Source organism: Rhizobium lentis (assembly GCF_017352135.1).
Taxonomy (GTDB): domain Bacteria; phylum Pseudomonadota; class Alphaproteobacteria; order Rhizobiales; family Rhizobiaceae; genus Rhizobium; species Rhizobium lentis.
Map to the genome: position 1 here is coordinate 203,693 of NZ_CP071456.1, position 26,109 is coordinate 229,801.

Genomic DNA, 26,109 nt, shown 5'->3' on the forward strand with positions numbered 1-26,109 from the left:
CAAGCTGAGGCCGCGGATTATGTTATCGAACCACACCGGACAGGGCGCGAGATCACCGGCCGCGGCCGGCCACCCGCGCGGGATTGGGCATCATGGAGACGTAATGAAGGGGCAGCGCCCAGGACTTCAGGAAAGGGAGAATGAAATGAATATCGACTTCAACCAGGGAAAATGGCTGAACGAGCCGGCCAGCTGGCACGCCGACGACACCGGCCTGACGATGACAACAGGCGAGAAGACCGATTTTTGGCGCGAAACCTATTACGGCTTCACCCGCGACAGCGGCCACTTCCTCGCCTTTCCCACCGGCGAGAGCTTCACCGCGCAGATCCGCATCCAGGGCGAATTCCGCACCCTCTACGACCAGGCCGGCCTGATGGTGCGCATTGACGAAAAACGCTGGGTGAAGACAGGCGTCGAATTCACCGACGGCGAACCCTTCCTCAGCACCGTCGTCACCGACGGCAGATCCGACTGGTCAGTGTCGCAGCCCTTCAAGGAATTGGAGGATTTCCGCATCCGCGTGACGGTGGCAAACGGCGCAATGCGCATCCAGGCCTCCCGCGACGGCAGCCATTGGCCGCTACTGCGGTTAGCGCCCTTCCCGGCTGCCGATCGCTATGAGGTGGGGCCGACAGCCTGTACGCCGGAGCGGAGTGGGTTGAGGGTGCGGTTTTCGGAGTTTTCGGTTGGGCCGGCGATTACGACGGGGCTGCATGATTTGAGTTAGGCAAAATGCCTTCAGGATTGCGCTGGGAAGGCCTCCAGCAATGTCCACGCCCAAGGGCAGCCGCTCCGAAATACCGGAATACTCACTTTCGGAGTGACAGCCGCGCCCATCTCTGCGAAAAGAAACAGGATGAGAGACAGGGGCGTTCGTCGACAGACGGGCTGAGAAGAACCCTTCGAACCTGAACCGGATAATGCCGGCGGAGGGAGTCGCTCGGGGCACCGCGCTCAGGGGCCCCGCGCCTGCCCCGCCCGAAAGGGGCACCATGCAGAACAGAACTACACCGGGCGCCATGCTGAAGGCGATGCGCGAAAAGCCGCCGCTCGTTCAGTGCATCACCAATTATGTTGCCATGAACATCGCGGCCAACGTGCTGCTGGCATCCGGCGCTTCGCCCGCCATGGTGCACGCCGCAGAAGAAGCCGGCGAATTCGCCGGCATCGCAAGCGCGCTGACCGTCAATATCGGCACGCTGTCGACGCAATGGCTCGACGGCATGCAGGCGGCGGCGAAGGCCGCGGCATCCGCCGGAAAGCCCTGGGTCCTTGATCCGGTCGCCCACTATGCCACGGCCTTCCGCCGCAATGCGGTCGCCGATCTGCTGGCGCTCAAGCCGACGATCATCCGCGGCAACGCTTCCGAAATCATCGCACTTGCTGGCGGAGAAAGCCGCGGCCAAGGCGTCGACAGCCGCGATCCGGTCGATGAGGCGGAGGAGTCGGCGCGGCGGCTCGCCGAGCGGCAGCAGGCGATCGTCGCCGTCACCGGTGCGGTCGATTTCGTTACCGATGGCCAAAGGGCCGTCCGCGTCCATGGCGGATCGGTCCTGATGCCGCGGGTCACGGCGCTTGGCTGCTCGCTCACCTGCCTCGTCGGTGCCTTCGCCGCCACAGTGCCGGAGGATATGTTCGGGGCGACAGTCGCCGCGCTTGCGACCTTCGCGGTCGCCGGGGAGGATGCCGCACTCGGAGCGGCCGGCCCCGGCTCCTTTTCCTGGCGTTTCCTCGATGCGCTGTCGGCGCTCGACGCCGAAACGCTCGACGCCAGGGCAAGGATATCGGCCGCATGAAGGCGTTCGACCTCTCGCTCTATCTCGTTCTCGACCCTGATCTCTGCGCCGGGATCGGCATGGTCGAGACCGCACGCCTTGCCGTTGCCGGCGGCGCGACGATGGTGCAATTGCGTGACAAACAGGCCGGCACAGCCCGTATGATCGAGACGGGCCGCGCCTTGAGAGCGGCGCTCGATGGCACCGGCGCGCTCCTCATCGTCAACGACGATGCCGAGGCGGCCATCGCCATCGGCGCCGATGGCCTGCATATAGGCCAGGAGGACATGGATGCGCGCACCGCGCGAGGGATGATCGGACCCGAGATGATCCTCGGCCTCTCGGTGGAAACAGCGCCGCTTGCGGCCGCCGTCGACCCTGATCTCGTCGATTACACCGGCGTCGGACCGGTGTTTGCGACACCGACCAAGGCCGACCACAAGCAGCCGATCGGCTTTGACGGTCTTGCAAGGCTGGTGAAGGCCTCGCCGGTGCCGTCGGTCGCTATCGGCGGTCTCAAGGCGGACCATGTGGCCGAGGTATTTGCAGCAGGCGCCAGGGGGCTTGCCGTCGTCTCCGCCATCGCGGGCACGCCAGACCCCGAGGCGGCCACGCGCCGCATCGCCGCAGAAATCCGAAAGGTGCGTCCATGATCCGCAACGTCCTCTCCATCGCCGGCTCCGACCCCTCGGGCGGCGCCGGCATCCAGGCCGACCTCAAGGCCTTTTCCGCCCGCGGCGTCTATGGCATGGCGGTGCTGACGGCGCTGACGGCGCAGAACACGCAAGGTGTGACCGGCGTGCATCTGGTGCCGCCGCAATTCGTCGCCGACCAGATCAATGCCGTCTTTGCCGATGTGCGCGTCGATGCCGTCAAGATCGGCATGATCGCCAATGCCGGCATCGCCGAGGCTGTTGCCGCAGCGCTTGGCGATCGGCGCGGCATCATCGTTCTCGATCCGGTGATGATCGCCAAGGGCGGCGCCGCCCTGCTCGCGCCCGAGGCGGTCGACGTGCTGACCCGGCGGCTGCTGCCGCTCGCGACGCTTCTGACCCCGAACCTGCCGGAAGCCGCCGCCCTGCTGCGTTTTCCAGTCGCAACAAACCGCGCGGAGATGGCCGCCCAGGCCGAGCGGCTGCGCGCCCTCGGGCCGGCTGCCGTGCTGGTCAAGGGCGGACATCTCGACGGCGACGAGAGCCCCGACGTGCTTGCCACCGCCGACGGCCTCTACTGGTTCGAAGCCCGACGCGTGCCGACCAAGAACACCCACGGCACCGGCTGCACGCTGTCCAGCGCGCTGGCGGCCGAACTTGCCAAGGGCGCCTCGACCGATGAGGCAGTCTCGATCGCCAAGGACTATCTCGCCGGCGCGGTCGCAAGCGCCGGAAAGCTCAGCGTCGGCTCCGGCCACGGTCCGGTTCAGCATTTCCACGCGCTTTGGAAAGAGTCCCAATAGGCGCTGGCATCGGCGAATAGATGCCAATGAAAAACGGCCCGGTTCTCCCGGGCCGTTTTGCATTGGACCAATACCCCAAGTCGAAGCTGCACGAGAACGGCAGGCGCCGCGCCGCATCTGAAAATCCCTGTTGACAAGCCCTCTGAGATGGCGAAGTCTATGACATTAAAAGGGGATATATTCCGCAATAAGGGAACATTTGGAGATAGACAGGGATGCCAGACCTGCTTGTGAGCTTATATTCAAACAGGCTCGCGGAACTGAAAGAGCGGGCCGACGTCGTCGGCGCCTCCATCCGTCCGGCTCTCCCTCCGGAACTGCATCTCGTCGTCGCCTGGATTCGCGAACGGTTCAGCGAAAACTGGGCGAGTGAAGTTTCTGTCGCCTTCTCCCGCCAGCCCGTTGCCTGCCTGATCGCTGTCGAAGGCGGCGAACTGCTCGGTTTTGCCTGCTACGACACAACGGCCCGCGGCTTCTTCGGTCCGACCGGCGTCGATCCGGAAGCACGCGGCAGGGGCCTCGGCCTCGCCCTCTTTTCCGCCTGCCTCCAGACCATGAAGGCGCTCGGCCATGCCTATGCCTTCATCGGCGATGCCGGCCCCGTCGATTTCTACGCGAGCACCGCAGGCGCGATCGCCATCCCTGCCCCCGACAAGGGCATTTACCAAGGCATGCTGAGAAGCGCGCCGAAATGACCCTCTGATACCGGAGTTACAGAATTGTCCTCGACCCCGCTCGCCCTATTCGTCGGCCTCCCAAACCCTGTCATTTCGGATGACGAATTCGCGCTCTTTCGCGACACCAACCCGCTCGGCCTCTTCGTCGGCCGGCGTAACCAGCGTGAGCCGGAGCAGACGAAGCGGCTGATCGACCGCTTCCGCGAAGCCGTCGGCCGAGAGGATGCGCCTGTTTTCACCGACCAGGAGGGCGGCCGCGTTCAGCATCTCGATGCCGGCCCCTGGCCGCTCTTCCGCAGCTTCGGCCAATTCGCCGAGCTTGCCCGCCGCGATTTCGATCTCGGGAAAAAAGCACTGCGCCTTTCCTCCCAGGCCATGGGCGCGATGATGACGGAACTCGGCCTTTCCAGCGGCTGCTCGCCCGTTCTCGATCTCGTCTTCGAGACGACGAGCGCGGTCATCGGCGCCCGCTCCTTCGGCCCCGATCCCGATGTCATCGCTGCCCTCGGCCGGGAGGTGGTCGACGGCCTGCTCGAGACCGGCAACATGCCCGTCATGAAGCATATTCCCGGCCATGGCCGCGCCACGCTCGATTCCCACAAGGAACGACCGGTCGTCGATGCCAGCCGTGAGACGCTCGCCGCCACCGATTTCAAGCCTTTCCTAGCACTGAAGGATACGCCCTGGGCGATGGTCGCCCACGTTGTTTACTCCGCCTACGACGCCGAGCTGCCGGCCTCCGTCTCGCCTGTCATGCACGAGGTGATCCGCAAGGAGATGGGTTACGAGGGCGTGCTGATCTCCGACTGCATCTTCATGGAGTCGCTTGCCGGCACGCTGCCGGAGCGGGTCGCCCAAGTGCTCGACGCGGGCTTCGACATCGCCCTCCACAGCCACGGCGACGTCAGCGAAAGCGAAGCCGCCGCCAAGGCCGCCCGCCCGCTGACGGACGCCGCGCTGAAGCGTATCGCCGCCGGCAAGGCCCGGCTCGGCAATCTCAAGATCGACGTCCGCGCCGCCCATGCCGAGGTCGAAGACATGTTTGCCAGCGTGCCGGTCGCCTGACCGGCAGATCATTTTCACGCATAAGAAAAAGGGGAATGGAACATGAAAAAATATCTACTTGCAGCCGCAGCACTGACGCTGCTTTCGGGATCCGCCATGGCGCAGACGATCCTGACGGCGAATATCGAACCGGCGACGACCTGGGTTCGCAACTTCAACCCGTTCAACCAGACCTCGGCGCGCCAGTCGACGCTCGACTTCATCTACGAGCCGCTCGTCATCTTCAATCGCTTCGACAGCAACAAGCCGGTCTATCGCCTGGCCGAAAGCTTCAAGCTCTCCGACGATCTGAAGAGCATCGAGTTCAAGCTGCGCCCGAACCTGAAATGGTCGGATGGCAAGCCGTTGACCGCAGCCGACGTCAAGTTCACCTATGACTACCTGAAGAAATTCCCGGCGCTCGACTTCGTCAGCATCTGGACCTTCGTCACCGATGTGCAGGCGGTCGACGGCCAGACGGTGCGCTTCACGCTCGCCAATCCGAGCTCACTTGCCGCCGAGCAGATCTCGCAGCTGCCGATCGTTCCGGAACACATCTGGAAGGATGTCGCCGATCCCGTCACTTTCGCCAACGAGAACCCGGTCGGCAGCGGCCCGTTGACCGAGGTGCCGCGCTTCACCGGCCAGACCTATGACCAGTGCCGCAACCCGAACTACTGGGACAACGCGCATCTGAAGGTCGACTGCATTCGCTTTCCACAGCTTGCCGACAACAATCAGATCCTGACGGCGACGGCCGACGGCACGCTAGATTGGGGTGTCTCCTTCATTCCGGATATCGACAATGTCTATGTCTCCAAGGACCCGGCGCATTTCCACTACTGGTATTCGCCGAGCAGCATGGTCGCCTTCCTGTTCAACCTGGAAACGGCGAACGAAAACAACAAGAAGGCCTTCAACGATGTGAAGTTCCGCCGCGCCGTCGGCATGGCGCTCGATCGCAAGACGATGATCGACGTCGCCGGCTACGGCTATCCGACGCTGAACGAAGACCCCGGCCTGATGGGCGAGCTCTACAAGAGCTGGGCGGATCCGTCCGTCAAGGCCGATTTCGGCAAGTTCGCGACCTATGACGCCGACGCGGCCAAGGCACTGCTCGACGAGGCCGGCTACAAGGACAAGGACGGCGACGGCTTCCGCGACAATCCCGACGGGAGCAAGATCGCCTTCTCGATCATCGTTCCGAACTCCTGGACGGACTGGGTCGATACCGTCAACATCGCCGTCGAAGGCATGCAGGCGGTCGGCATCGACGCCAAGATCGAAACGCCCGAGGAAGCCGTCTGGACCGGCAACCTCATCGGCGGCAAGTTCGATGCGGCGATCAACAGCCTGCCGGCTTCGGCTTCGCCCTATTATCCCTACAAGCGCGCCTTCAGCGCTTCGGACAAGGGCAAGACCCGCTTCACGGCGCAGCGCTGGTTCAATCCTGATGTCGAGAAGCTCGTCACCGAGTTCACCCATACCGCCGACCTTGCCAAGCAGAAGGAAGCGATGAACAGGGCGCAGCGCATCGTCGCCGAAAACATGCCGATGATTCCGGTCTTCAACAATCCGAACTGGTATCAGTACAACACCAAACGCTTCACCGGCTGGTCGACCAAGGAGAACCCGTTCGTCAACCCGTCGATCTCGCGCACCAATCCGGCGCGCCTCTTGAACCTGCTCGCTCTCGAGCCCGTCAAGTAAGCATCATGATCTCGGGAGTGGCGTCGAAGCATGATGCCGAAAACTGTTAGCGGTTTTCGGAAGACATCATGCTCATCCAGAAACGCCACTCCCGTCACGACGGAGTTCCCATGGCTTTCCTGCTTCGCCGCCTGGTCTTCTATATGGCGGCCTTCATCGCCGCAGCGACGATCAATTTCTTCCTGCCCCGGCTGATGCCGGGCGACCCGGTGCAGATCATGTTTTCGAGCGCCGGCACCGAACTGCCGCCGGAAAGCCTGCAGGCGCTGAAGCTCACCTTCGGCTTCGTCGACGGCCCGCTCTGGCAGCAATATCTCACCTATCTCGGCAGCATCTTCACCGGCGATCTCGGCCGCTCGATCAAATATTTCCCGCTGCCGGTTACCTCGGTGCTCGGCCATGCTCTCGTCTGGACCGTCGGCCTGATGGGAACGGCAACGATCGTCAGCTTCGCGCTCGGCACCTTTCTCGGCATCGTCGCTGCCTGGCGGCGCGGCAGCAGGTTCGATGTCATCGTTTCCGTCGGCGCGATCTTCGCGACCTCGGTCCCAGCCGTCGTCACCTCGCTGATCGTGCTCTTCATCTTCGGTTTCACGCTCGGCTGGTTCCCGAACGGTTATGCCGCCGACCCGTCACTCGATCCGGCCTTCAGCCTGCACTATATCGGCAGCGTCGCCTATCACGGCATCCTGCCGATGGTAACCCTCTGCACCGTGCTGATCGGCGGCTTCACCGTCACCATGCGCAACAACATGATCAATCTGCTCGGCGAGGACTATATCGTCATGGCCCGCGCAAAGGGTCTGTCCGACCGGCATGTGATGCTCTGGTATGCGGCGCGCAATGCCCTGCTGCCGACCGTCTCCAGCCTTGCCATCGCCATCGGCACCATCCTCGGCGGCTCGCTGGTGACGGAGGTCGTCTACAACTATCCCGGCCTCGGCAACATTCTTTACCAGGCGATCCTCGCCCGCGATTACCCGGTCATCCAAGGCCAGCTCCTCATCATGACAGCGACCATGCTGATCGCCAATTTCATCGTCGACGTCAGCTATGTCATGCTCGACCCGCGGCTGAAGGGAGCATGAAATGAAAGCCCTGCTTCGAAACCGCAAGGCGCTCAGCGGCCTCGTCATCATCGCTTTCATCGTCATCGTCGCGATCGCGGCGCCGTTGCTGACGCAGTACGATCCCGCCGCCCGCACCGGCCGGCCGCACCAGCCACCATCGCTCGACCATCTGCTCGGCACGACCCGCATCGGCCAGGATGTCTTCGCCCGGCTGCTTTACGGCGCCCGCACCTCGCTTGCCGTCGGCTTCGGCGCCGGGCTGCTGATCACGCTTGTCGGCACCGCGCTCGGCATCATTTCCGGCTATCGCGGCGGCAAGACCGACGAGATCATCAGCTTCTTCACCAACATGGTGCTTGTTGTTCCCAACCTGCCGCTGCTGCTGGTCCTTGCCGCCTTCATCGGCCAGGCAAGCCCTCTCGTCATCGCCCTCATCCTCGGCGCCACTTCCTGGGCTTGGGGCGCACGCGTCACCCGCGCCGAGACGCTCTCCGTCAAGCAGAAGGATTTCGTCAAATCCGCCGAGATGATGGGCGAGCCGCAATGGCGCATCATGTCCTTCGAGATCTTTCCCAACCTGATTTCGATCGTCGGCATCAATTTCATCGGCAGCGTCATTTTCGCAATCATCACCGAGGCGACGCTGGAGTTTCTCGGCCTCGGCGATCCCAAGGCGGTTTCCTGGGGCACGATGCTCTATAATGCGCAGAAGGCTTCGGCCCTCTCGGTCGGCGCCTGGTGGGATATTCTCACGCCCTGCTTCGCGCTCGCCTTCCTCGGCATCGGCATGTCGCTCCTGAATTTCGCCGTCGACGAGATCGCCAATCCACGTCTGCGCACCGGCAATCATCTGAAGCGCTGGTCGCTGCTCGTCCGTTCCGGGGAGGGCCGCCTGTGACGCAGCCGCTGCTTTCGGTGAGGAATCTTACCATCGACTATATCGGCGAGGAGAAGGATTTCCGCGCCGTCGACGATGTCAGCTTCGACGTCGCACCCGGCGAAGTCTTCGGCCTTGCCGGCGAATCCGGCTGTGGCAAGAGCACCATCGCCTTCGCCATCAGCCGGCTACACAAGCCGCCGGCGCTGATCCGTAGGGACAGTCGCATCCTGCTCGACGGACGCGACGTGCTCGGCCTCGACCGGCAGGCGCTCGCCGCGTTCCGCTGGCGCGAAGTCGCCATGGTTTTCCAGAGCGCGATGAACTCGCTGAACCCCGTGCTGCGCATCGAGAGGCAGTTCTACGACGTGCTGCGCGCCCATAAGAATGTGAGCCGCGCGGAAGCCCGCGAGCGCACCGCCGAGATGCTGAGACTGGTCGACATCGCGCCGGACCGCATGCGCGACTATCCGCACCAGTTTTCCGGCGGCATGCGCCAGCGCATCGTCATCGCCATCTGCATGGCGCTCGATCCGAAACTCGTCGTCATGGACGAGCCGACGACGGCGCTCGACGTCGTCGTTCAGCGCGAGATTCTGCAGCGCATCAACGAACTGCGCCGCAGTTTCGGCTTCTCCGTCCTGTTCATCACCCACGATCTCGGGCTGATGGTGCAATTCTGCGACCGCATCGGCATCATGCTCGCAGGCAAGCTCGTCGAACAGAACGGTGCCGAGGCGATCTACCGGACGCCGAAGCACGCCTACACGAAGAAGCTCTGGGCCTCCTTTCCCTCGCTTCACGGAGGCGTGCTGCTATGAGCAATGCCATCCTCGCCCTGGACAAGGTGACGAAGACCTTCGGCCATGGCGCATCAGCCGTTCATGCTGCCCGCTCGATCTCGTTTTCGCTGCATGCCGGCCGGGCATTGGCGCTCGTCGGCGAATCCGGCAGCGGCAAGACCACCTGCGCCCGCATGGCGATGCGCGAATATCAGCCGACATCGGGGCAGATCCTCTTTAAAGGCCGTCCGGTGGAAGGGGCGAGAGCAGAGGAGATCGCTCGCTATCGCCGCTCGGTGCAGATGATCTTCCAGGACCCTTTCGCCTCGCTCAACCCGGCGCATACCATCGCCCATCATCTCAGGCGACCGCTGAAGCTGCACCGGCCGGAGATCAAGGGAAGCGATATCGACGTCACAATCCGCGGAATGCTGCAGCGCGTCAGGCTCGATCCCGATCTCGTCGCTCCTAAATATCCCCACGAGCTCTCCGGCGGCCAGCGCCAGCGCGTGAACATCGCCCGCGCCCTTGCCGTCAAGCCGGAGGTGATCGTGGCGGACGAACCGACCTCAATGCTCGACGTCTCGGTGCGCCTCGGGGTGCTCAACCTGTTGAACGAAATGAAGCAGGAGATGAATCTCGGGCTGCTCTACATCACCCATGACATCGCCACCGCGCGCTATGTCGCGGAGGACATCGCGGTGATGTATGCCGGCCAGATCGTCGAATGGGGCAGCACCGCCAGCGTGATCGACAATCCGCTGCACCCCTATACAAGACTGCTGCTTTCGGCCGTGCCCGATCCCGATGTCCGCTTCGACGATCCGAAGGCACGCCTCAGGCCCGATGAGGTCGACGACGTCCGCCGCCGTTCCGCCGCACCGCAGGACAATATCGTCGAAGTGGAACCGGATCATTTCATGCGGATGATCTAAGGCCGGTTTGCTGGCTTCGCCCCTCGCCCTATGCTAGGGGACGATCCCTTTCATGTGAGGCGAAACCGTCATGCTGCCCTGGATCCAGCTCGATTCCGCGACCATTCCCGGCGAAGGCGGCGAACTCAGGCTGAAGCAGCGCGGCAGCGAATTCTCGATCATGCTCGGCGCCAACGAGTTGATGAACAGCCGCCTCAGCGGTTCGGAGGAAGCGCTGGCGACCCTGTCCTGGGAACGGATCAGGACGCATCAGAAACCGGGGATCTTGATCGGCGGGCTTGGCATGGGCTTTACCCTGCGCGCCGCCCTTGCCGTCCTTCCCGAGGATGCCGGCGTCACCGTCGCCGAACTGGTGCCGGCTGTTATCGCCTGGGCGCGCGGGCCGATGGCGGAGGTCTTCAAGGGCTGCCTCGACGACCCACGCGTCGGCATCCATCAGGGCGATGTCGGCGAGGCGATCCGCGCCGGCAAGGTCGCCTATGACGCGATCCTGCTCGATGTCGACAACGGCCCGGACGGGCTGACCCGCAAATCCAATGATCGGCTCTATGATTTCGCCGGCCTGCGCGCCGCCCGCGACGCGTTGCGCCCCGGCGGCGTGCTCGCCGTCTGGTCATCCGGTCCCGATCCGGATTTCACCCGCCGTCTCAAGGATAGCGGCTTTGCCGTCGACGTCGTCAATACCCGCGCCAACCGCAAGCGCGGCGCCCGCCACGTGATCTGGCTGGCCGTCAAACCGGCCCGCTGAGACGAGCTCAACCGCCGGAAGCGATCCTGCGGGCGGCGTTGATCGCCCGGCGGGCGCCGGCGCGCAATTGCACGGTCTCGGCGCCGGCGATGACCAGATCGAAGCCGAATTTCAAGAGCTCGCCGGCCCGCTCGCCGTCGCCGGCATAGGCGCAGGCGAATTTGCCGTGGTCCCGGCACCGCGCGACCGCATGCTGCATCGCGCTGTCGATCTCGGCAGCGTTCGGCGCCACCTGGTCGCCGTTCGACAGCGCAATCGAAAGGTCAGCGGGGCCGACGAAAATGCCGTCGATACCGGTGACGCCAAGAATGCCGTCGATCGCATCGAGGGCAGCGCGGGTCTCGACCATGGCAATGGCGACGGTGAGCTCGTTGGCGCTCTTGAGATAGGCGTCAGCCGAGAGACCAGTATGGTTCAGCGCCAAAGACGGCCCCCAGCTGCGCTCGCCGAGCGGCGGATATTTCGTCGTCCTGACCAGCGCTCTCGCATCTTCGGCCGAATTGATCATCGGCGCGATGATGCCGGAGGCGCCGGCATCGAGCAGTCGCGAGGCGGAGGCGAAATCGCCGACGGGAATGCGCGCGATGGCCGGCTTGCCCGCAAGGCGCGCCTGAGCAACCGCGTTTGCAGCCGACGGCATATCCCACATACCGTGCTGCATATCGAGCACGACGGCATCGAAAGCTTCTTGCGCCAGATGGTTGACGAGCATGGCGTCGGGGATGCCGACCCAGGCGGAAATCATGCCGCCCTGGTGCTTCCTCATCCGGTCGGCAAAGCCATCGATTTCAGCTGCGCTCATGCCATTCTCCTCATTTCGACAGGCCGTCAACGGCCGGATTGTTGCCAAACGGCAGCAGCAATTCATCCTCGGCGGCGCAGCCGCGAGAGGATGACCATCACCACGATGCCCGCCGCGGCCAGAATGGCGCCCCAGAGCATCCAGATTTTTTGAGCGATCATGAAACTGGACGCCGGATAGGGAAAATAGCCGCTTCCCTGCCCGATCCAGATCAGGCCGAGCAAGACCATGAGCAGTCCTATGACATATCCGACCGTTCGCATGCTTCAGCCACCTCGCGCTCGATTCGGCCCCACAATGTCGATCGCTATCGCCGATGACAAGGCTTCTCCTGAGGAGAACTGCAACCGCCGCTAATCATTTTTCTTCACCTCATCCGCCAGCCAGGCGCTGAGCCTCTCGCTGTGAACGTTTGGAGACCGCGGCGGCACCAGCCAATAACCGCGGTCGGGCGCCTCCAGCGGCGGGCCGGCTTCGACAAGCATGCGTGTCGAAAGAAGCGTATCGACGAGACTCATCCAGCCGATCGCCACGCCCTGCCCGCTCAGAGCAGCCTGGATAACCAGGGAGTAGGTATTGAAGCTGATATCGCCGCGGCCGGCATTGATGTCGCGCAGGACGGAGAATTCGGCAAAATAGCTGCGCCAGTCGAACCAGGGCGATGGCAGCGGCGCGTCGAGATGGAGCAGCCTTGCCTTGGCCAGTTCTCCTGGATCGTCGAAGGGACCGCTGCGATCGAGGAATCCACGCGTACAGACCGGCACCACTCTTTCCGGCAACAGAAGCGTGCCGACTGCTGCGAATTCCGCCCGCGTACCGAAAACCACCGCCACATCGGCCTCGTCGCGAAACCCGGCCGCAAGCCTCTGCGTCGCAACGATCTGCATGTCCGTTTCCGGATGCAGATGGCGAAAGTTCTCCATGCGCGGGATCAGCCAAAGAGCCGAGAAAGCATAATCGGTTCTGAGCCTGACGATCGGTGTTTGGGCCTCGGCCCGGAAACTGCGGGCGAGCGCATCGATCTCGCCGACCGCTTTGGCGGTTACCGCGAGAAGCCGCTCGCCTTCAGCGGTCAGTTCGACCCCACGATGCTGGCGGCGCAGCAGGCTGACACCGAACTGTTCTTCCAGCCGGCGAATCTGGTAGCTGACGGCGGGCTGAGTCAGCCCGAGAAGCGTTGCAGCCGCGGAAAAACTGCCCAATCGCGCGACTTCAACGAAAAGGCGCATCCATCCAAGCTCAGGCGGGCGTTCCGACATAAAAATTCCTTTAGGCAGCCATCGAAAAAAGCCGCCTTTACAGGCGATATAATAGGCGCTTCAATAAAATCCTCAAATAGCAAAAGGCAACTCACATGGCGCGCCCCAATATCCTTATCCTGATGGTAGATCAGCTGAATGGGACCCTCTTTCCCGACGGCCCCGCCGATTTCCTTCACGCGCCGCATCTGAAATCCTTGGCCGAGCGCTCCGTGCGTTTTGCCAACACCTATACGGCAAGCCCGCTCTGCGCACCGGCGCGGGCCTCCTTCATGTCCGGACAACTGCCGAGCCGGACGCGCGTCTACGACAATGCCGCCGAATTCGCCTCCGACATCCCGACCTATGCGCATCATTTACGCGCCGCCGGTTACCAGACAGCACTTTCCGGCAAGATGCATTTCGTCGGCCCCGACCAGTTGCACGGTTTCGAGGAGCGCCTGACGACGGACATTTACCCGGCCGATTTCGGCTGGACGCCCGACTATACCAAGCCCGGCGAGCGCATAGACTGGTGGTATCACAATCTCGGTTCGGTGACGGGTGCCGGCGTTGCCGAGATCACCAACCAGATGGAATATGACGACGAGGTCGCCTATCACGCCACGCGCAAGCTCTACGATCTCTCGCGTGGCCATGACGAGCGCCCCTGGTGCCTCACCGTCAGCTTCACCCACCCGCACGACCCCTATGTCGCGCGCCGCAAATTCTGGGACCTTTATGAGGATTGCCCGGCTCTTGAGCCGGCGGTTGCGCCGATCGCCTATGATCGGCAGGACCCGCACTCGCAGCGCCTGATGAAAGCCTGCGACCACGATGCTTTCGACATCAACCGCGAACAGATCCGGCGGGCCAGGCGCGGCTATTTTGCCAATATCTCCTATGTCGACGAAAAGATCGGTGAGATTCTCGGCGTCCTGGAACGCAGCCGCATGGCCGACAACACGATCATCCTCTTCGTGTCCGACCATGGCGACATGCTCGGCGATCGCGGTCTCTGGTTCAAGATGAACTTCTTCGAAGGATCAGCCCGCGTTCCGCTGATGATCGCAGCACCTGGCTGGACGCCGAGGCGTATCGACCAGCCAGTCTCCACCCTCGACGTCACGCCGACACTCGCCGGCCTCGTCGGGATCGATATCGCCGCGTTGAAACCCTGGACCGAGGGTGAGGATCTCGCGGCGCTTGCCGGAGGCACCGGCAGCCGCGGCCCCGTGCCGATGGAATATGCCGCCGAGGGTTCCGAAGCGCCGCTCGTCTGCCTCCGGGACGGGCGCTACAAGCTGTCGCTCTGCGAGAAAGACCCTCCGATGCTGTTCGATCTCGAGGCCGACCCCTGCGAAATGCACAATCTGGCAAGCGATCCCTCGCATGCGGAAATCTTGGCGCGTCTCACCGAACAGGCACGTCGCCGATGGAACCTCGCGGATTTCGATGCGGCCGTGCGCGAAAGTCAGGCGCGTCGCTGGGTGGTTTATGCGGCTCTCCGTAACGGCGCCTATTATCCCTGGGACTACCAGCCGCTGCAGAAAGCCTCTGAGCGCTACATGCGCAATCACATGGATCTGAATGTGCTGGAGGAAAGCCAGAGGTTTCCCCGCCAGGAATAGGCGTGATTAACCTGTCTTTCGCGCCGGCGCCTCGCGCAGGAAACCCTCGATGAACTGCTTTTGCAGCAGAATGCCGTCCCATTCGTCGGGGAAGAAGGGCGAGTCATAGATCAGCGTGAAAGGCCCGGCGTAACCGGCCCTCTCGCACATCTCCAGGCACCTGCGGTAATCGTCACCATCGAGACCGGCGGCGCCATATTCGGCTTTGGCGTGGCAGATCTCCGCCCGGCGCATGATATCGGCGAGACCTTCATACTTCGCCGGTGCCGACCAATTGCCGAGGTCGCCGTTGAGCCCGACCTTGCCGTCCAACCGGTCCAGCAGCCAGTTCATCTCCACCGGCGACGGCAGCAGGTCGAACCAGTTCTCGACAACGACGCGCACACCGCTGCCTTCCGCCTTGTCGGCCAACCAGTTCAGATGGCGGGCAGCGCGAGCTAGGTTTTCCTCCGTCGGCTTCTGCTTGCCGGCAATGACCCGCATCCGCTCGGCTCCGAGGGCAGCGGCTATGTCGATCCAACGCGCCATCCATTCGACATCGCGTTCGGCCGTCTCGGGATGGCTCGGGTCACCGTCCTCGACGAGCAGTGTCTGGAACAGCACATTCGACGCCGCCATTGCGTCGCGCAGCTCGTTGAGGTAGCCAGTTTCGAGACTCGGCAGATGGAAGGAACAGATCTCCAGCCGGTGGATGCCGCGCGCCGCGAGCGCGGCCGGGACGTCGATCAGCGCCGCGGCACCGGGGCCATAGGGTTCTTTGGGCGCAGCGCTTTTGCCGGGATCAGGGCTGTAGGCATGAACGGCCCCGAGCAGCCGGTGCAGTGACCATGTCGAAACCGCGAAGCGTCCGTTCTGCAAAAGCTGCTGCATGTACCTTCCTCCAGGATCTCCTCGTCCCACCAATGGCAACAAAAGCCCGGTGTTTCAATTGCCGTCAGGCGAAATCGCCGCGGATCACTGCTTCGGCGGCGAGTGCTGCCCCCAGCAGCGCCTCGTCGCGATGGGCGGTCGCCGAAAGCAGCAGGCCGACTGGCATGCCGGCCTCGGCCGTGCCGCAGGGAATGGAAACGCCGCACCAGTCGAGAAAATTGCCGAGCGCTGTGTTGCGCAGCGTCTTGTTGTTGGTGGCGAAGAAGAGCTCATCGTCGCGCTCCAGCGGGCTGATCGGCGGAGCGACATGGGCAACTGTCGGAAAGACGATGAGGCGGTTGCCGACCAGGCGATCGACGTCGGCGATCAACCGGCTGCGCGCCTCCAGGATCGCGATATAATCGGGCAGCGTCGTCCTGCTTCCAAGGCGGGTGCGCATGACGACGCGTTGGTCCATGCGGTCTGCGTCCGGTCCCGCCAGGCGCTCGTGGTGAAGGGCGAATGCCTCCGCTGTCACCAGCGGGCCGTATCTCGTCATCAGATCGAAAATCTCGTTGAACGCTGGGATGACGGTGCGGGATACCTGGGCGCCGGCGCTTTGAAGGCGTTGCAACGCCGCCTCGAACGCGGCGACGACACCCGCTTCCGCTGCGTCGAAAACGATATTTTCGGGCACAAGCAACTCCAGCCCCGGCGGCGCACGCTCGACGACGCCGGGCGCCGTCAAGCCCCGCATCCCCGCATCGATCCAGACTGCGTCCCTGACGCTGCGGCAGAGCGGTCCCAGTGAATCGAGACTCTTTGCCAGCGGATAGACGCCCTCCATCGCATGACGGCCGCGTGTCGCCTTGTAGCCGACGATCCCGTTGAAGGCAGCGGGAATGCGCACTGAGCCACCGGTATCCGTGCCCATCGCGACCGGCACCAGCCCGGCCGCGACCGCGACACCGGCGCCGGAGGATGAGCCGCCGGGAATACGCGGGAGATCCATACCGCGCGGATTGACCGGCGTGCCGTAATGCGGATTGATGCCCAGTCCGGAAAAGGCAAATTCGCTCATATTGGTGCGGCCTATGGCGACCATGCCCGCCTGCCTGAGAAGACCGACGACCGCCGCATCGCGGCTGGCGGGCGCGTCGGCGGCCAGGACGACGGAGCCTGCCGTCGTCGGCAGCCCTTCAATGTCGAAAAGATCCTTCCAGGCGATCGGAATGCCGTCCAGCAAACCGAGCGAGCGCCCTTCCCGCAAACGTTTCGAGGAGGCGCGCGCCTCCTCCATCCCCCGGCCTTCGAGCAAGGTGGTGAAGATCGTCTTGTCGCCGCAATTCGCGATGGATTCAAACACCGCCTCGGCCACGTCGACGGGATCGGCGGCGCCGCCTTGAATGAGGACGGAAAGCTGGGCGACCGACATCGCGCCGAAGGATTTGCTCATGGGGTGGTCCTGATGAGAGATGCGGTCAATGACTAACCCGGATCATTCCGGCGAGCCAGAGCTTCACGATATTTTGCGTTTATTGGTACGAATTTTTGAACACTGAGTTTGAATATTGCCCCTTCAATTGCCACGATTGAAGACACACATACATGCACGCATGCCGAGCCGACCCGACATGAGGGTGAGGGTTTACTCTTCGACCGGCCGCATGTGTTGCAGGAGTAATTAGAATGACAGATTGTGAAACTTTAAGCCGTCGCCAGGACATGGTGACTCTCCATGTGAAAGAGGATGAAACTGCCGGTTCAGGCGAGCGCGACTATGTGGACCATGTCACGGCCCAGAAACTTTCGGGTTTCGAGCGCATCGTGGTGGTCGCAGCGCTGGTTGTCTTGAGCTTTGCAGGTTTTGCCGCATATTCTACCGGTAATACCGATCCGATAACGACGTCGGCCATTGCGGCCGGGGCAGGCGACAACGCGCCGCATCAGCAGCCTTACGGCCATTGCCGCGACAGCAGTCCCTATGCTGAGCGGGTCTGCTGACAGCAAGCCGGTTCCCCCGGGCGAGATAGCTCGCCCAGGGAGGCGCTTCTTCGCTGGGCATGGAGACCTCTGGCTCAGGCTGCATCGACAGCAGACAAAGGGAAAGGACCATGGCCGGCGATATCGATTACAATCTGGACCGTTTCATCGACGCTCAAAACGGCGTCTACGAGCAGGCGCTTTCGGAGCTGGAGGCCGGACGTAAGACATCTCATTGGATGTGGTTCATCTTCCCGCAGATCGCTGGTCTCGGTACCTCGGCGATGGCGGAAAAATATGCCATCCGCTCGGCCGGCGAAGCCGCCGCCTATCTCGCCCATCCCATTCTCTCAAACCGGCTGCTGCGCTGCATTGAGGCGATGTTATCGGTCGACGGCCGATCGGCGCACGAGATCCTCGGCTCGCCCGATGACCGCAAGCTGCGCTCATCGATGACTTTGTTCGCGGCGATCAGCGAGCACGGCTCGCCCTTCCACCAGGCGATTGAGCGCTTCTATCAGGGAAAATTCGACGAGCGGACGATGGAGATTCTCAACGCCAGGGACTAACCCGAAAAGGCTTTAGATCTAGACGTTCCATTCTCCAGTGCGGCGATCTCCTCGGAGACCTCACTCAATCGCTGACGAAGGTCGCTATCGGTGCCGTCATCGACCTCTTCCTCGCCGAAACAGTAGCGTGCATCGTGAAGCTCCAGCTTGGCTTCGAGCTCGGCGCGTTTGGCATATAGGCGCTTGAGATAGACGTAGTTCATCTCCCGGTCTCCACATCGCCTTCCGGTGATGGAAAAACGGCATGGTGGTGGTAAGGTTCCCGAGAGATTAGGTGAATGAAGCGATCGCTGCTCTGCAAGCCTTGGCGAAATGACCGCAACAGCCGGCAGCCCCCATCGCCTGGCGACTGACGCGCGCCCCTTCGAGAAGCAGCGTCAGCGTATCGGCAAGAAGTTCGGCTTCGCGCGCGCCGGCCGCCGAACAGAGCGCGGCGAGGCGATCGCGCTGTTCGGCCTTGTGCCGCTCGATCATTCCGTGGGCAGGATGGCCTTCCCCCTTGAGTTCGATGGCGGCATTGGCGAGATCGCAGCCAGCGGGCTCGCCGTTCAGACATTGCGCCCGCATCTCCACCCAGGCATCCAGCTGGGCGCGGGGATCGCCAGGATGAGCAGCATCCAGATCGCGCCAGATGGCGTCCGCCTTTTCGGAAGCGCGACGCAGCGTCTCGCAGACGAGCTCGTCCTTCGAACCGAAATGCCGGTAAAGCGTCATCTTGTTGGTCAACGCGGCATCGGCGATGGCATCGACGCCGATGCCGCGAATGCCGTGCTCGCGGAAAAGCTCCGAGGCGGTCGAGACGATGCGCTCCCGCGGAGGGACGCGATCTTCTGAAACGGCTGCGGAGATTTCATTCGAAGTTTCTGATTTTTTTGCGGACGAGGTCCTTGACATCAATGTGACCGATCGGTAACAACTGCATTGTTACTTACCGGTAACACCACGGACCGCCAAAGTCAATGCCGAGGGCTGGCGGGGAAAGTGGAACACGGGCGACCGCCCACGAAAGGAGGACAAGCCATGAGAAAGACCAGAGACGACCTGACGATATCCGAAGCCCTTCGCGACCCCCTGATCGCCATGGTGTTGCGCGCCGATGGCGTGAAGCTTGAAGATTTCAAGCAGCTCCTGGAGACGGCCGCCGGCAAACACGAACCGCGCCCGACGCCCGTCGGCAAGATGATCGGGGCGCTCGCGAGCCGCGCCAATCTGCCCGCTATACCTTGCTTCGGCTGAAAAGCCGCCTGAACACCGGGGGATCTCTCCCTGCCCCCGACAAGGGCTGTCGTCATAAAGAGGCGGCGGCCCTTGCTGCTTGATCGTAGTGGCCAGAAAGCGCTCTGAGCGTTGCCGCCACGGCCGATGTCGCCGCCGGATCGAGCCCTAGCCCTTTGACCGAATCCACCAGCAGCGCCTCACGCACCGCCCGGTATCTGAGGCAGGTTTGAATACCCTTCTCGGTGGCGGCAATCAGCTTCTCCTTGCCTGCCCGCGCGCTTTTCACGAGGCCGCGCTTTTCCAGCTTCTTAAGCGCATAAATCACCAGATGCGTATCCTCGACGCCGAGTACGCTGCAAAGATCGCCGAGCCGTTTCGGCCGCTGCCGGTGCGCCACCGAATGCAGCACCAGCACGTCGATCGCCGCGCATCCGGGCTCGCCCGCCCCCGTCATGCAGCGGACCATCCAGCGATCGAAGGCGTTGCCGGCCAGGATGAGGCCGAATTCCAGCTCCGAAAGGGCCGGAAGCGCGCCATCGGCGAGATGGGCGGAGGAGACGATCGGCCCGATCTCCGGCTGTCGGCGCGCATCTGCCATTCCAATTCCTCCGCGATCAACGTGGTTCAACGTTGACATTTTATCGATAAATCGTCAATAAATTTTCAGTTCAACAGGGGACCGCGCGATGAGCAGACAGTGGGATTTCTGGATCGATCGCGGCGGTACCTTCACTGATATCGTCGCCCGGCGGCCCGACGGTTCGCTCATCGCCCACAAGCTTCTCTCGGAAAATCCCGAAGCCTATCGCGACCCGGCCGTGTACGGCATTCGCGAACTCCTCGGCCTGAAGCCTGACGAGGCGATCCCTTCCGAGCTCATCGGCGCCGTGAAGATGGGGACGACGGTCGCCACCAACGCCCTTCTGGAACGCAAGGGTGATCCGACCCTGCTCGTAACGACCAAGGGTTTCCGGGACGCGCTGGAGATCGGCTACCAGGCCCGGGCTGATATTTTCGCCAAGAAGATCGTCAAACCGGAGCTGCTCTATGCCGACGTGATCGAGGCCGACGAGCGCGTGCTGGCCGACGGAACGGTGGAACGGCCGCTCTCCGAAGGCGATCTGCGGCACGCGCTGCAGGCCGCCTATGCCAGCGGCCTGCGCGCCGTCGCCATCGTTTTCATGCATGCCTACCGCTATCCCCTGCACGAGCAGCAAGCCGCCGTCATCGCGCGCGACATCGGTTTCACGCAGGTCTCGCCGTCGCATGTCGTCTCCCCGCTGATCAAGCTCGTCGGCCGCGGCGACACTGCCGTCGTCGACGCCTATCTGTCCCCGGTTCTCCGGCGCTATGTCGATCAGGTCGCTGCCGAGCTCGGCGCCGTGGACGGGAAGGGCCCTAAGCTGATGTTCATGCAGTCATCGGGCGGGCTGACCGACGCGCATCTCTTCCAGGGGAAGGACGCGATCCTCTCCGGGCCTGCCGGCGGGGTGGTCGGCGCGGTCGAGGTCTCGCGCATCGCCGGGTTCGACAGGATGATCGGCTTCGACATGGGCGGCACCTCGACCGACGTTTCGCATTATGACGGAGAGCTGGAACGCGCTTTCGAGACCGAAGTCGCCGGCGTGCGCATGCGCGCGCCGATGATGAAGATCCATACCGTCGCCGCCGGCGGCGGCTCTATTCTGAGCTATGACGGTTCGCGCTTCCGCGTCGGCCCGGAATCGGCCGGCGCCACGCCCGGCCCGAAATCCTATCGTCGCGGCGGGCCGCTCGCCGTCACCGACGCCAATATCATGACGGGCAAGCTGTTGCCGGAATTCTTCCCTGAAATCTTCGGGCCGGAGCAGGATCAGCCGCTCGATGCCGAGGCAGTGCGCGCCGCCTTTGCCGAGATGGCGCAGACGATTGGCGGCGGGCGAACCGCGGAAGACGTCGCCGACGGCTTTCTCGCCATCGCCGTCGAGAACATGGCCAATGCCATCAAGAAGATCTCCGTCCAGCGCGGCTACGACGTTTCCAATTACGCGCTCACCTGCTTCGGCGGCGCCGGCGGCCAGCATGCCTGCCTCGTCGCCGACAGCCTCGGCATGAAGACGGTGCTGATCCACCCCTTCTCCGGCATCCTCTCAGCCTATGGCATGGGTCTCGCCGATATCCGCGCCACCCGCCAGCGGGCGGTGCTGACGGAACTCTCCGCCGCCTTGACGAGCATCGGCGACGTCAGGGCCGGACTGGAGGCAGAGGTGCGCGCAGAATTGATGCTGCAGGGCGTCGAAGCGGATGACATGGAGGTCGTCACCCGACTTCACCTGCAATATAAGGGCACCGACACGGCCCTGCCCGTCGCCTTCGGACCTGAGGAGGAGATTGCGCAAGCTTTTGCCATCGCTCATAAGAAGCAGTTCGGTTTCATTTTCGATGACCGGCCTGTTGTCGTCGACTCAATTGAAGTCGAGGGCATCGGCGGCGGCGCCGATATCGAAGAGACGGATGTACCGGCGCCAACCTTCGCGCCGGAAGCGCTTCGCACGACCCGCTTCTATTCCGGCGGAACGTGGCACGAGGCCGGTATTTTCAGACGCGATGCGCTGAAGCCGGGCGCGATCGTCAAAGGCCCTGCCCTGATCATCGAAGCGCATCAGACGATCGTCGTCGAGGCCGGCTGGCAGGCGCGGCTTACCGGCCATGACCATATCGTTCTCACCCGCGAGATCGCGCTTTCCCGCAATGCCGCAATCGGCACCAGTGCCGATCCCGTCATGCTCGAAGTCTTCAACAACCTCTTCATGGCGATCGCCGAGCAGATGGGCGTGACGCTCCAGAACACCGCCCATTCGGTCAATATCAAGGAGCGGCTCGATTTCTCCTGCGCTGTCTTCGACCGCACCGGCGCGCTCGTCGCCAATGCGCCGCATATGCCGGTGCATCTCGGCTCCATGGACCGCTCGGTCGAAACGATCATCCGCCTCAACGAGGGCCGCATTCGTCCAGGCGACGTCTTCGCGCTCAACGCGCCCTATAATGGCGGCACGCATCTGCCCGACATTACCGTCGTCACGCCCGTTTTCGACGATGCGGGAGAAACCATCCTCTTTTACGTTGCCTCACGCGGTCATCATGCCGATATCGGCGGCAAGGCGCCGGGTTCGATGACGCCGCGGGCGACGAAGGTCGATGAAGAAGGCGTGCTGATCGATAATTTCCTGCTGGTCGACAAGGGGCGTTTCCGGGAAGCCGAATTCGCGGCCATGCTGACAAACCATGCTTATCCCGCCCGCAATCCGGCCCAGAACCTTGCCGACGTGAAGGCGCAGATCGCGGCCAACGAAAAGGGCGTTTGGGAACTGCGCAAGATGGTCGCCCATTTCGGGCTCGACGTTGTCGAAGCCTATATGGGCCATGTCCAGGACAATGCCGAGGAGAGCGTTCGCCGGGTGATCGCCCGCTTGAGCGATAGCGAGTTCACCTACTCCACCGACCAGGGCGCCGTCATCAGGGTGAAGATCACCGTCGACAGACGGGCGCGCGAGGCGACCGTCGATTTCACCGGCACGAGCGCGCAGCAGCCGACCAATTTCAACGCACCGGAACCGGTGACGCGCGCCGCCGTGCTCTACGTCTTCCGTGTCATGGTCGAACAGCCGATCCCGATGAACGCCGGTTGCCTGCGGCCGATCCGGATCATCGTGCCGGATGGTTCGATGCTGCGTCCGGCCTATCCCGCCGCCGTCGTCGCCGGCAATGTCGAGACCAGCCAGCATGTAACGAATGCGCTGTTCGGGGCGCTCGGGACGCTTGCGGCGGCCCAGGGCTCGATGAACAACCTGACCTTCGGCAACGCCATCTATCAATATTACGAGACGATCTGCTCCGGCGGCCCCGCCGGTCTGCTCAATGACGGCACCGGCTTCAGCGGCGCCGACGGCGTGCATACGCATATGACCAATTCACGGCTGACCGATCCCGAAGTGCTGGAATTCCGCTTTCCCGTCGTACTGGAAGATTTCCATATCCGCCGCGGCTCCGGTGGCAAGGGGCAATACAGCGCCGGCGGCGGCACCAAACGCACCATCCGTTTTCGGGAAATGATGGATTGCAGCATCCTCTCTTCGCATCGAACGATCCGGCCGTTCGGCCTCTTCGGCGGGGAAGACGGACAATTGGGGAAAACCGAAGTGCGTCGCGCAGATGGCAGGCTCGAAAGGCTGGAGGGCTGCGACCAGGCAATGCTCGCCGCCGGCGACGCCGTGATCATCACGACGCCAACCGGCGGTGGCTACGGCAAGCCGCACTGAAACGCGTCGCATCAGACCTCGATCGACGCGCTTCCGCTCCTTGTCTTCATGCCTTTATCCCGAAACCGCCAATTCCGGGCGACATGCATCAAAGGATCGGCTTGCCGCCGGTGACCGCGATTGTCGTGCCGGAGACATAACTCGACAAGGGATCGGCCAGCATCACATAAGCCGTGGCAAGCTCGGCCGGCTGGCCCGGCCGTTTCATCGGCACCTGCTTGCCGAAATTGCTGACACTGTCTTCCGGCAGCGTCGACGGAATAAGCGGCGTCCAGATCGGTCCCGGCGCCACGGCGTTGGCGCGAATGCCCTTCTCGGCCAGAAGCTGGGCCAGACCGGCGGTGAAATTCTGGATCGCGCCCTTCGTCGTCGCATAGGCGAGCAGCGTCGGGTTTGGATTGTCGGCGTTGATCGAGGCCGTATTGATGATGGCGCTGCCGGGCTTCATATGGGCAACGGCAGCCTTGGTCAGGTAGAACATCGCGTGAATATTGACCTTGAAGGTGAGCTCCCACTCCTCGTCGCTGATCTCGTCGATGCTCTTGAAGCTGGCCTGGTGCGCGGCATTATTGACAAGAATGTCGATGCCGCCGAGCTCCTTGACCGCGGTTTCGACGATCTGCCGGCAATGGGCCGGATCCTGAATGTCGCCACTGATGAGCACAGCCTTGCGGCCGGCCTGCTCGACGAGCCGCTTTGTCTCGTCGGCATCCTCGTCTTCGTCGAGGTAGGAGATCACCAGATCGGCACCCTCCCTGGCATAGGCGATCGCTACCGCCCGGCCGATGCCGCTATCGCCGCCGGTGATGATCGCCCGTTTGCCCTTGAGGCGTTCGGATCCGCGATAGGTTTTTTCGCCATGATCGGGAACCGGATCCATCTGCGCGGTAAAACCCGGCATCGGCTGTTTCTGGGATGGGAACGGGGGTGTTGGGTAATTGGTCATCATATCCTCCTGGGTTGAGGGGCAAACTCAAGCTGCGGCTTGTTGTTCCAGCGGCATTGCGACCAGGTGGCTTTCCACGCAAAAATGACCAGAAAATTGGTCACGAGGACTGCATACGGCACCGGTCAGTCTGGCGGAAGCAACAGCCCACCTCAGCGAGTTGCTCAACCGAGTCGAGGCCGGCGAGACCGTCGAGATATTGCGGCATGGCAAGCCGGTGGCACAGCTCGTGCCGGTGAACGATGTCGAGCGGCTGAAGGCATTGACGGCCTCGATGAAGCCGCCGGCCGAGCCAGTCAATTCGGCAGCCATCATTCGCGATATGCGCGATACCGATCGTTACTGATGCTTTATATCGACACATCAGTCCATGTCGCCGCATGGACGGTCGAAACCCGAACAGACGACCCGCCTACTGGTCACACTGGATAAGGGGCTGGCAAAAGCCCTGCAGCATCGTCGGCGCACATCACAGGTTGTTATGAAGTCGGCGATGTCGCTGGATGCGTGGATTCGTCGTCGCCTAATTTCCTTCACCGACGATTAACCTACAAGATGTTGCGATTTGCCACAGCGCCCGCTGTCCCATAATAATGTAATATGGTCGCAGTGTTCATGAGGTACATGGAATTGGACGGAAAGACATTATCCGCAGTTTACTCCGAAGATGAGAGCCTTGCCGGCGACGCCGGTAGCAAGGGCGCGCGCCGCGCGCGCGTCAGCGGCATCGACCGTGCGCTTCAGGTGATCGATCATCTTTATGAGACAGGATCGCCCGCCGGCGTCTATGCGATCGCCAAGGCAGTGAAGGCGCCGCTGTCGACCGTTTACGTCATCGTCGACGATCTCGTCGAAAAGAACCTGCTGACGCGCCAGGCGGACGGATCGATCTGGCTCGGCGCCCGGCTCTACCATTATGGCCTTGCCTATGCCCGGTCGCTGGATTTCATGAGCATCGCCACCCACGAAATGCACGATCTCTGCCGCCAGGCCGGCGAAACCGTGCAGGTCTGCGGCCGCGACGGCGACTATATGCTGGTGCTTGCCATGGCCGACGGTCCGAGCCACTTCCAGGTGGCGTCGCGCGTCGGCACCCGCGTGCCGCTCAACTGGACCGCGTCCGGCCGCCTGCTCGTCGGCCACCTGCCCGAAGAGGAGCGCATCGAACTTTTCAGGCGCTGCGCCCGCTCGTCTCCTACCGGCCGCGCCGAGATCGATCCACGCACTCTTTCGGAAGCCGCCGGCAAAGCCTTCGAATCGCGTCTGTCGATCCAGGCCGGCGAATCCGATTATGCGGTTGCCTGCATCGCCTCCCCGATCTGCGATCGCGACGGCCAGTGCGTCGCCACCATTTCCATCGTGCTGCCGGAGCAGAAGGCCTTCTCCGACGAGAACCATTATACCGCCCATGTGCGCAGCTCGGCGGAGCGGATCGAAAAGCTGATGGGTTGGCGCAACCGCTGACACTGGCTCGGACCCTCTAAAGGTTGCCTTTTGA

28 protein-coding genes and 1 riboswitch are annotated in these 26,109 nt (G+C 62.9%); of the genes, 19 read left to right on the forward strand and 9 right to left on the reverse strand.

Going from position 1 to position 26,109, the window contains the following annotated elements:
• The first annotated feature begins 145 nt into the window (after positions 1-145).
• The 12 genes from J0663_RS27295 to J0663_RS27350 all read left to right on the forward strand — a co-directional run bounded on the left by J0663_RS27295 (position 146) and on the right by J0663_RS27350 (position 11,077).
• Positions 146-730, forward strand: coding sequence for a DUF1349 domain-containing protein (locus tag J0663_RS27295; protein WP_207245909.1), 585 nt, complete (start codon positions 146-148; stop codon positions 728-730).
• A gap of 128 nt (positions 731-858) precedes the next feature.
• Positions 859-955: riboswitch (TPP riboswitch) on the forward strand.
• A 40-nt stretch (positions 956-995) separates the two neighbouring features.
• Positions 996-1,799, forward strand: coding sequence for a hydroxyethylthiazole kinase (thiM, locus tag J0663_RS27300; RefSeq protein WP_207245910.1), 804 nt, complete (start codon positions 996-998; stop codon positions 1,797-1,799).
• Entirely contained in the window at positions 1,796-2,431 is a 636-nt protein-coding gene (gene thiE, locus J0663_RS27305) for a thiamine phosphate synthase (protein ID WP_207245911.1), read from the forward strand. The genes thiM and thiE overlap by 4 nt, the downstream gene beginning before the upstream one ends.
• Entirely contained in the window at positions 2,428-3,234 is an 807-nt protein-coding gene (gene thiD, locus J0663_RS27310) for a bifunctional hydroxymethylpyrimidine kinase/phosphomethylpyrimidine kinase (protein WP_207245912.1), read from the forward strand. The genes thiE and thiD overlap by 4 nt, the downstream gene beginning before the upstream one ends.
• Before the next feature lie 215 nt (positions 3,235-3,449).
• Positions 3,450-3,929 carry a GNAT family N-acetyltransferase gene (locus J0663_RS27315; RefSeq protein WP_207245913.1) on the forward strand — a complete coding sequence of 160 codons (480 nt, stop codon included), beginning with the start codon at positions 3,450-3,452 and terminating at the stop codon, positions 3,927-3,929.
• Between the two features lie 24 nt (positions 3,930-3,953).
• Positions 3,954-4,976 carry a glycoside hydrolase family 3 N-terminal domain-containing protein gene (locus J0663_RS27320; protein WP_207245914.1) on the forward strand — a complete coding sequence of 341 codons (1,023 nt, stop codon included), beginning with the start codon at positions 3,954-3,956 and terminating at the stop codon, positions 4,974-4,976.
• A 42-nt stretch (positions 4,977-5,018) separates the two neighbouring features.
• Entirely contained in the window at positions 5,019-6,665 is a 1,647-nt protein-coding gene (locus J0663_RS27325) for an ABC transporter substrate-binding protein (protein WP_207245915.1), read from the forward strand.
• A 110-nt stretch (positions 6,666-6,775) separates the two neighbouring features.
• A complete protein-coding gene (locus J0663_RS27330) occupies positions 6,776-7,753 on the forward strand; it encodes an ABC transporter permease (RefSeq protein WP_207245916.1) in 978 nt (325 codons plus the stop codon).
• 1 nt (position 7,754) lies between these two features.
• A complete protein-coding gene (locus J0663_RS27335) occupies positions 7,755-8,633 on the forward strand; it encodes an ABC transporter permease (RefSeq protein WP_207245516.1) in 879 nt (292 codons plus the stop codon).
• Complete coding sequence (locus J0663_RS27340; protein WP_207245517.1) at positions 8,630-9,433, forward strand: ABC transporter ATP-binding protein; 804 nt, start codon at positions 8,630-8,632, stop codon at positions 9,431-9,433. The genes J0663_RS27335 and J0663_RS27340 overlap by 4 nt, the downstream gene beginning before the upstream one ends.
• Positions 9,430-10,329 carry an ABC transporter ATP-binding protein gene (locus J0663_RS27345; RefSeq protein WP_207245518.1) on the forward strand — a complete coding sequence of 300 codons (900 nt, stop codon included), beginning with the start codon at positions 9,430-9,432 and terminating at the stop codon, positions 10,327-10,329. The genes J0663_RS27340 and J0663_RS27345 overlap by 4 nt, the downstream gene beginning before the upstream one ends.
• A 70-nt stretch (positions 10,330-10,399) precedes the next feature.
• Positions 10,400-11,077, forward strand: a complete 678-nt coding sequence (locus tag J0663_RS27350) for a spermidine synthase (protein WP_207245519.1) — start codon at positions 10,400-10,402, stop codon at positions 11,075-11,077.
• Positions 11,078-11,084: 7 nt separating this feature from the next.
• On the opposite strand, the gene J0663_RS27355 is transcribed toward J0663_RS27350, so the two are convergent.
• From J0663_RS27355 to J0663_RS27365, 3 genes are all read right to left on the reverse strand, one after another.
• Positions 11,085-11,879, reverse strand: a complete 795-nt coding sequence (locus tag J0663_RS27355; RefSeq protein ID WP_207245520.1) for an HpcH/HpaI aldolase family protein — start codon at positions 11,877-11,879, stop codon at positions 11,085-11,087.
• 62 nt (positions 11,880-11,941) lie between these two features.
• A complete protein-coding gene (locus J0663_RS27360; protein ID WP_207245521.1) occupies positions 11,942-12,142 on the reverse strand; it encodes a hypothetical protein in 201 nt (66 codons plus the stop codon).
• A 90-nt stretch (positions 12,143-12,232) separates the two neighbouring features.
• Positions 12,233-13,138, reverse strand: a complete 906-nt coding sequence (locus J0663_RS27365) for a choline sulfate utilization transcriptional regulator (RefSeq protein WP_207245522.1) — start codon at positions 13,136-13,138, stop codon at positions 12,233-12,235.
• Between the two features lie 95 nt (positions 13,139-13,233).
• On the opposite strand from J0663_RS27365, the gene betC reads away from it, so the two are divergent.
• Positions 13,234-14,748, forward strand: a complete 1,515-nt coding sequence (gene betC / locus J0663_RS27370; RefSeq protein WP_207245523.1) for a choline-sulfatase — start codon at positions 13,234-13,236, stop codon at positions 14,746-14,748.
• A 6-nt stretch (positions 14,749-14,754) separates the two neighbouring features.
• Here betC and J0663_RS27375 read toward each other — a convergent pair whose 3' ends face one another.
• Together J0663_RS27375 and J0663_RS27380 are read right to left on the reverse strand one after the other, a co-directional pair.
• Complete coding sequence (locus J0663_RS27375; RefSeq protein WP_207245524.1) at positions 14,755-15,618, reverse strand: sugar phosphate isomerase/epimerase family protein; 864 nt, start codon at positions 15,616-15,618, stop codon at positions 14,755-14,757.
• 64 nt (positions 15,619-15,682) lie between these two features.
• Positions 15,683-17,053 (reverse strand): amidase, encoded by a 1,371-nt coding sequence (locus tag J0663_RS27380; RefSeq protein WP_207245525.1) that lies wholly within the window; start codon positions 17,051-17,053, stop codon positions 15,683-15,685.
• Positions 17,054-17,322: 269 nt separating this feature from the next.
• On the opposite strand from J0663_RS27380, the gene J0663_RS27385 reads away from it, so the two are divergent.
• Together J0663_RS27385 and J0663_RS27390 are read left to right on the forward strand one after the other, a co-directional pair.
• A complete protein-coding gene (locus tag J0663_RS27385) occupies positions 17,323-17,601 on the forward strand; it encodes a hypothetical protein (RefSeq protein ID WP_207245924.1) in 279 nt (92 codons plus the stop codon).
• A gap of 110 nt (positions 17,602-17,711) precedes the next feature.
• Positions 17,712-18,149, forward strand: coding sequence for a DUF1810 domain-containing protein (locus tag J0663_RS27390; RefSeq protein WP_207245526.1), 438 nt, complete (start codon positions 17,712-17,714; stop codon positions 18,147-18,149).
• Here the strand turns inward: J0663_RS27390 and J0663_RS27395 are convergent.
• Complete coding sequence (locus J0663_RS27395; protein WP_207245527.1) at positions 18,146-18,352, reverse strand: hypothetical protein; 207 nt, start codon at positions 18,350-18,352, stop codon at positions 18,146-18,148. The genes J0663_RS27390 and J0663_RS27395 overlap by 4 nt on opposite strands.
• 67 nt (positions 18,353-18,419) lie before the next feature.
• Positions 18,420-19,043, reverse strand: coding sequence for a TetR/AcrR family transcriptional regulator (locus J0663_RS27400; protein ID WP_207245528.1), 624 nt, complete (start codon positions 19,041-19,043; stop codon positions 18,420-18,422).
• 126 nt (positions 19,044-19,169) lie between these two features.
• Here J0663_RS27400 and J0663_RS27405 point away from each other — a divergent pair, with 126 nt between their 5' ends.
• Positions 19,170-19,385: a hypothetical protein gene (locus J0663_RS27405; RefSeq protein ID WP_207245529.1), complete on the forward strand. Its 216-nt coding sequence runs from the start codon at positions 19,170-19,172 to the stop codon at positions 19,383-19,385.
• Positions 19,386-19,437: 52 nt separating this feature from the next.
• Here J0663_RS27405 and J0663_RS27410 read toward each other — a convergent pair whose 3' ends face one another.
• The gene (locus tag J0663_RS27410; RefSeq protein WP_207245530.1) at positions 19,438-19,965 is read right to left on the reverse strand and encodes a winged helix DNA-binding protein; all 528 of its coding nucleotides are present in this window, start codon (positions 19,963-19,965) and stop codon (positions 19,438-19,440) included.
• A gap of 88 nt (positions 19,966-20,053) precedes the next feature.
• On the opposite strand from J0663_RS27410, the gene J0663_RS27415 reads away from it, so the two are divergent.
• Complete coding sequence (locus J0663_RS27415) at positions 20,054-23,665, forward strand: hydantoinase B/oxoprolinase family protein (RefSeq protein WP_207245531.1); 3,612 nt, start codon at positions 20,054-20,056, stop codon at positions 23,663-23,665.
• 88 nt (positions 23,666-23,753) lie between these two features.
• Here J0663_RS27415 and J0663_RS27420 read toward each other — a convergent pair whose 3' ends face one another.
• Entirely contained in the window at positions 23,754-24,611 is an 858-nt protein-coding gene (locus J0663_RS27420) for an SDR family oxidoreductase (protein WP_207245532.1), read from the reverse strand.
• Between the two features lie 160 nt (positions 24,612-24,771).
• On the opposite strand from J0663_RS27420, the gene J0663_RS27425 reads away from it, so the two are divergent.
• Together J0663_RS27425 and J0663_RS27430 are read left to right on the forward strand one after the other, a co-directional pair.
• Complete coding sequence (locus tag J0663_RS27425) at positions 24,772-24,957, forward strand: type II toxin-antitoxin system Phd/YefM family antitoxin (protein ID WP_246590463.1); 186 nt, start codon at positions 24,772-24,774, stop codon at positions 24,955-24,957.
• Positions 24,958-25,235: 278 nt separating this feature from the next.
• Complete coding sequence (locus tag J0663_RS27430) at positions 25,236-26,075, forward strand: IclR family transcriptional regulator (RefSeq protein WP_207245533.1); 840 nt, start codon at positions 25,236-25,238, stop codon at positions 26,073-26,075.
• The last annotated feature ends 34 nt before the right edge of the window (positions 26,076-26,109 follow it).

Bases quoted from the DNA above. Each gene is read 5' to 3' on its own strand.
- J0663_RS27380 (WP_207245525.1), bottom strand. From the start codon at position 17,053: ATGAGCAAATCCTTCGGCGCGATGTCGGTCGCCCAGCTTTCCGTCCTC.
- J0663_RS27325 (WP_207245915.1), top strand. From the start codon at position 5,019: ATGAAAAAATATCTACTTGCAGCCGCAGCACTGACGCTGCTTTCGGGA.
- J0663_RS27345 (WP_207245518.1), top strand. From the start codon at position 9,430: ATGAGCAATGCCATCCTCGCCCTGGACAAGGTGACGAAGACCTTCGGC.
- J0663_RS27330 (WP_207245916.1), top strand. From the start codon at position 6,776: ATGGCTTTCCTGCTTCGCCGCCTGGTCTTCTATATGGCGGCCTTCATC.
- J0663_RS27400 (WP_207245528.1), bottom strand. From the start codon at position 19,043: ATGTCAAGGACCTCGTCCGCAAAAAAATCAGAAACTTCGAATGAAATC.
- thiM (WP_207245910.1), top strand. From the start codon at position 996: ATGCAGAACAGAACTACACCGGGCGCCATGCTGAAGGCGATGCGCGAA.
- J0663_RS27350 (WP_207245519.1), top strand. From the start codon at position 10,400: ATGCTGCCCTGGATCCAGCTCGATTCCGCGACCATTCCCGGCGAAGGC.
- thiE (WP_207245911.1), top strand. From the start codon at position 1,796: ATGAAGGCGTTCGACCTCTCGCTCTATCTCGTTCTCGACCCTGATCTC.
- J0663_RS27315 (WP_207245913.1), top strand. From the start codon at position 3,450: ATGCCAGACCTGCTTGTGAGCTTATATTCAAACAGGCTCGCGGAACTG.
- J0663_RS27430 (WP_207245533.1), top strand. From the start codon at position 25,236: ATGGAATTGGACGGAAAGACATTATCCGCAGTTTACTCCGAAGATGAG.
- J0663_RS27390 (WP_207245526.1), top strand. From the start codon at position 17,712: ATGGCCGGCGATATCGATTACAATCTGGACCGTTTCATCGACGCTCAA.
- J0663_RS27420 (WP_207245532.1), bottom strand. From the start codon at position 24,611: ATGACCAATTACCCAACACCCCCGTTCCCATCCCAGAAACAGCCGATG.
- J0663_RS27385 (WP_207245924.1), top strand. From the start codon at position 17,323: ATGGTGACTCTCCATGTGAAAGAGGATGAAACTGCCGGTTCAGGCGAG.
- J0663_RS27415 (WP_207245531.1), top strand. From the start codon at position 20,054: ATGAGCAGACAGTGGGATTTCTGGATCGATCGCGGCGGTACCTTCACT.
- J0663_RS27395 (WP_207245527.1), bottom strand. From the start codon at position 18,352: ATGAACTACGTCTATCTCAAGCGCCTATATGCCAAACGCGCCGAGCTC.
- J0663_RS27405 (WP_207245529.1), top strand. From the start codon at position 19,170: ATGAGAAAGACCAGAGACGACCTGACGATATCCGAAGCCCTTCGCGAC.
- betC (WP_207245523.1), top strand. From the start codon at position 13,234: ATGGCGCGCCCCAATATCCTTATCCTGATGGTAGATCAGCTGAATGGG.
- J0663_RS27365 (WP_207245522.1), bottom strand. From the start codon at position 13,138: ATGTCGGAACGCCCGCCTGAGCTTGGATGGATGCGCCTTTTCGTTGAA.
- J0663_RS27295 (WP_207245909.1), top strand. From the start codon at position 146: ATGAATATCGACTTCAACCAGGGAAAATGGCTGAACGAGCCGGCCAGC.
- J0663_RS27360 (WP_207245521.1), bottom strand. From the start codon at position 12,142: ATGCGAACGGTCGGATATGTCATAGGACTGCTCATGGTCTTGCTCGGC.
- thiD (WP_207245912.1), top strand. From the start codon at position 2,428: ATGATCCGCAACGTCCTCTCCATCGCCGGCTCCGACCCCTCGGGCGGC.
- J0663_RS27355 (WP_207245520.1), bottom strand. From the start codon at position 11,879: ATGAGCGCAGCTGAAATCGATGGCTTTGCCGACCGGATGAGGAAGCAC.
- J0663_RS27375 (WP_207245524.1), bottom strand. From the start codon at position 15,618: ATGCAGCAGCTTTTGCAGAACGGACGCTTCGCGGTTTCGACATGGTCA.
- J0663_RS27335 (WP_207245516.1), top strand. From the start codon at position 7,755: ATGAAAGCCCTGCTTCGAAACCGCAAGGCGCTCAGCGGCCTCGTCATC.
- J0663_RS27410 (WP_207245530.1), bottom strand. From the start codon at position 19,965: ATGGCAGATGCGCGCCGACAGCCGGAGATCGGGCCGATCGTCTCCTCC.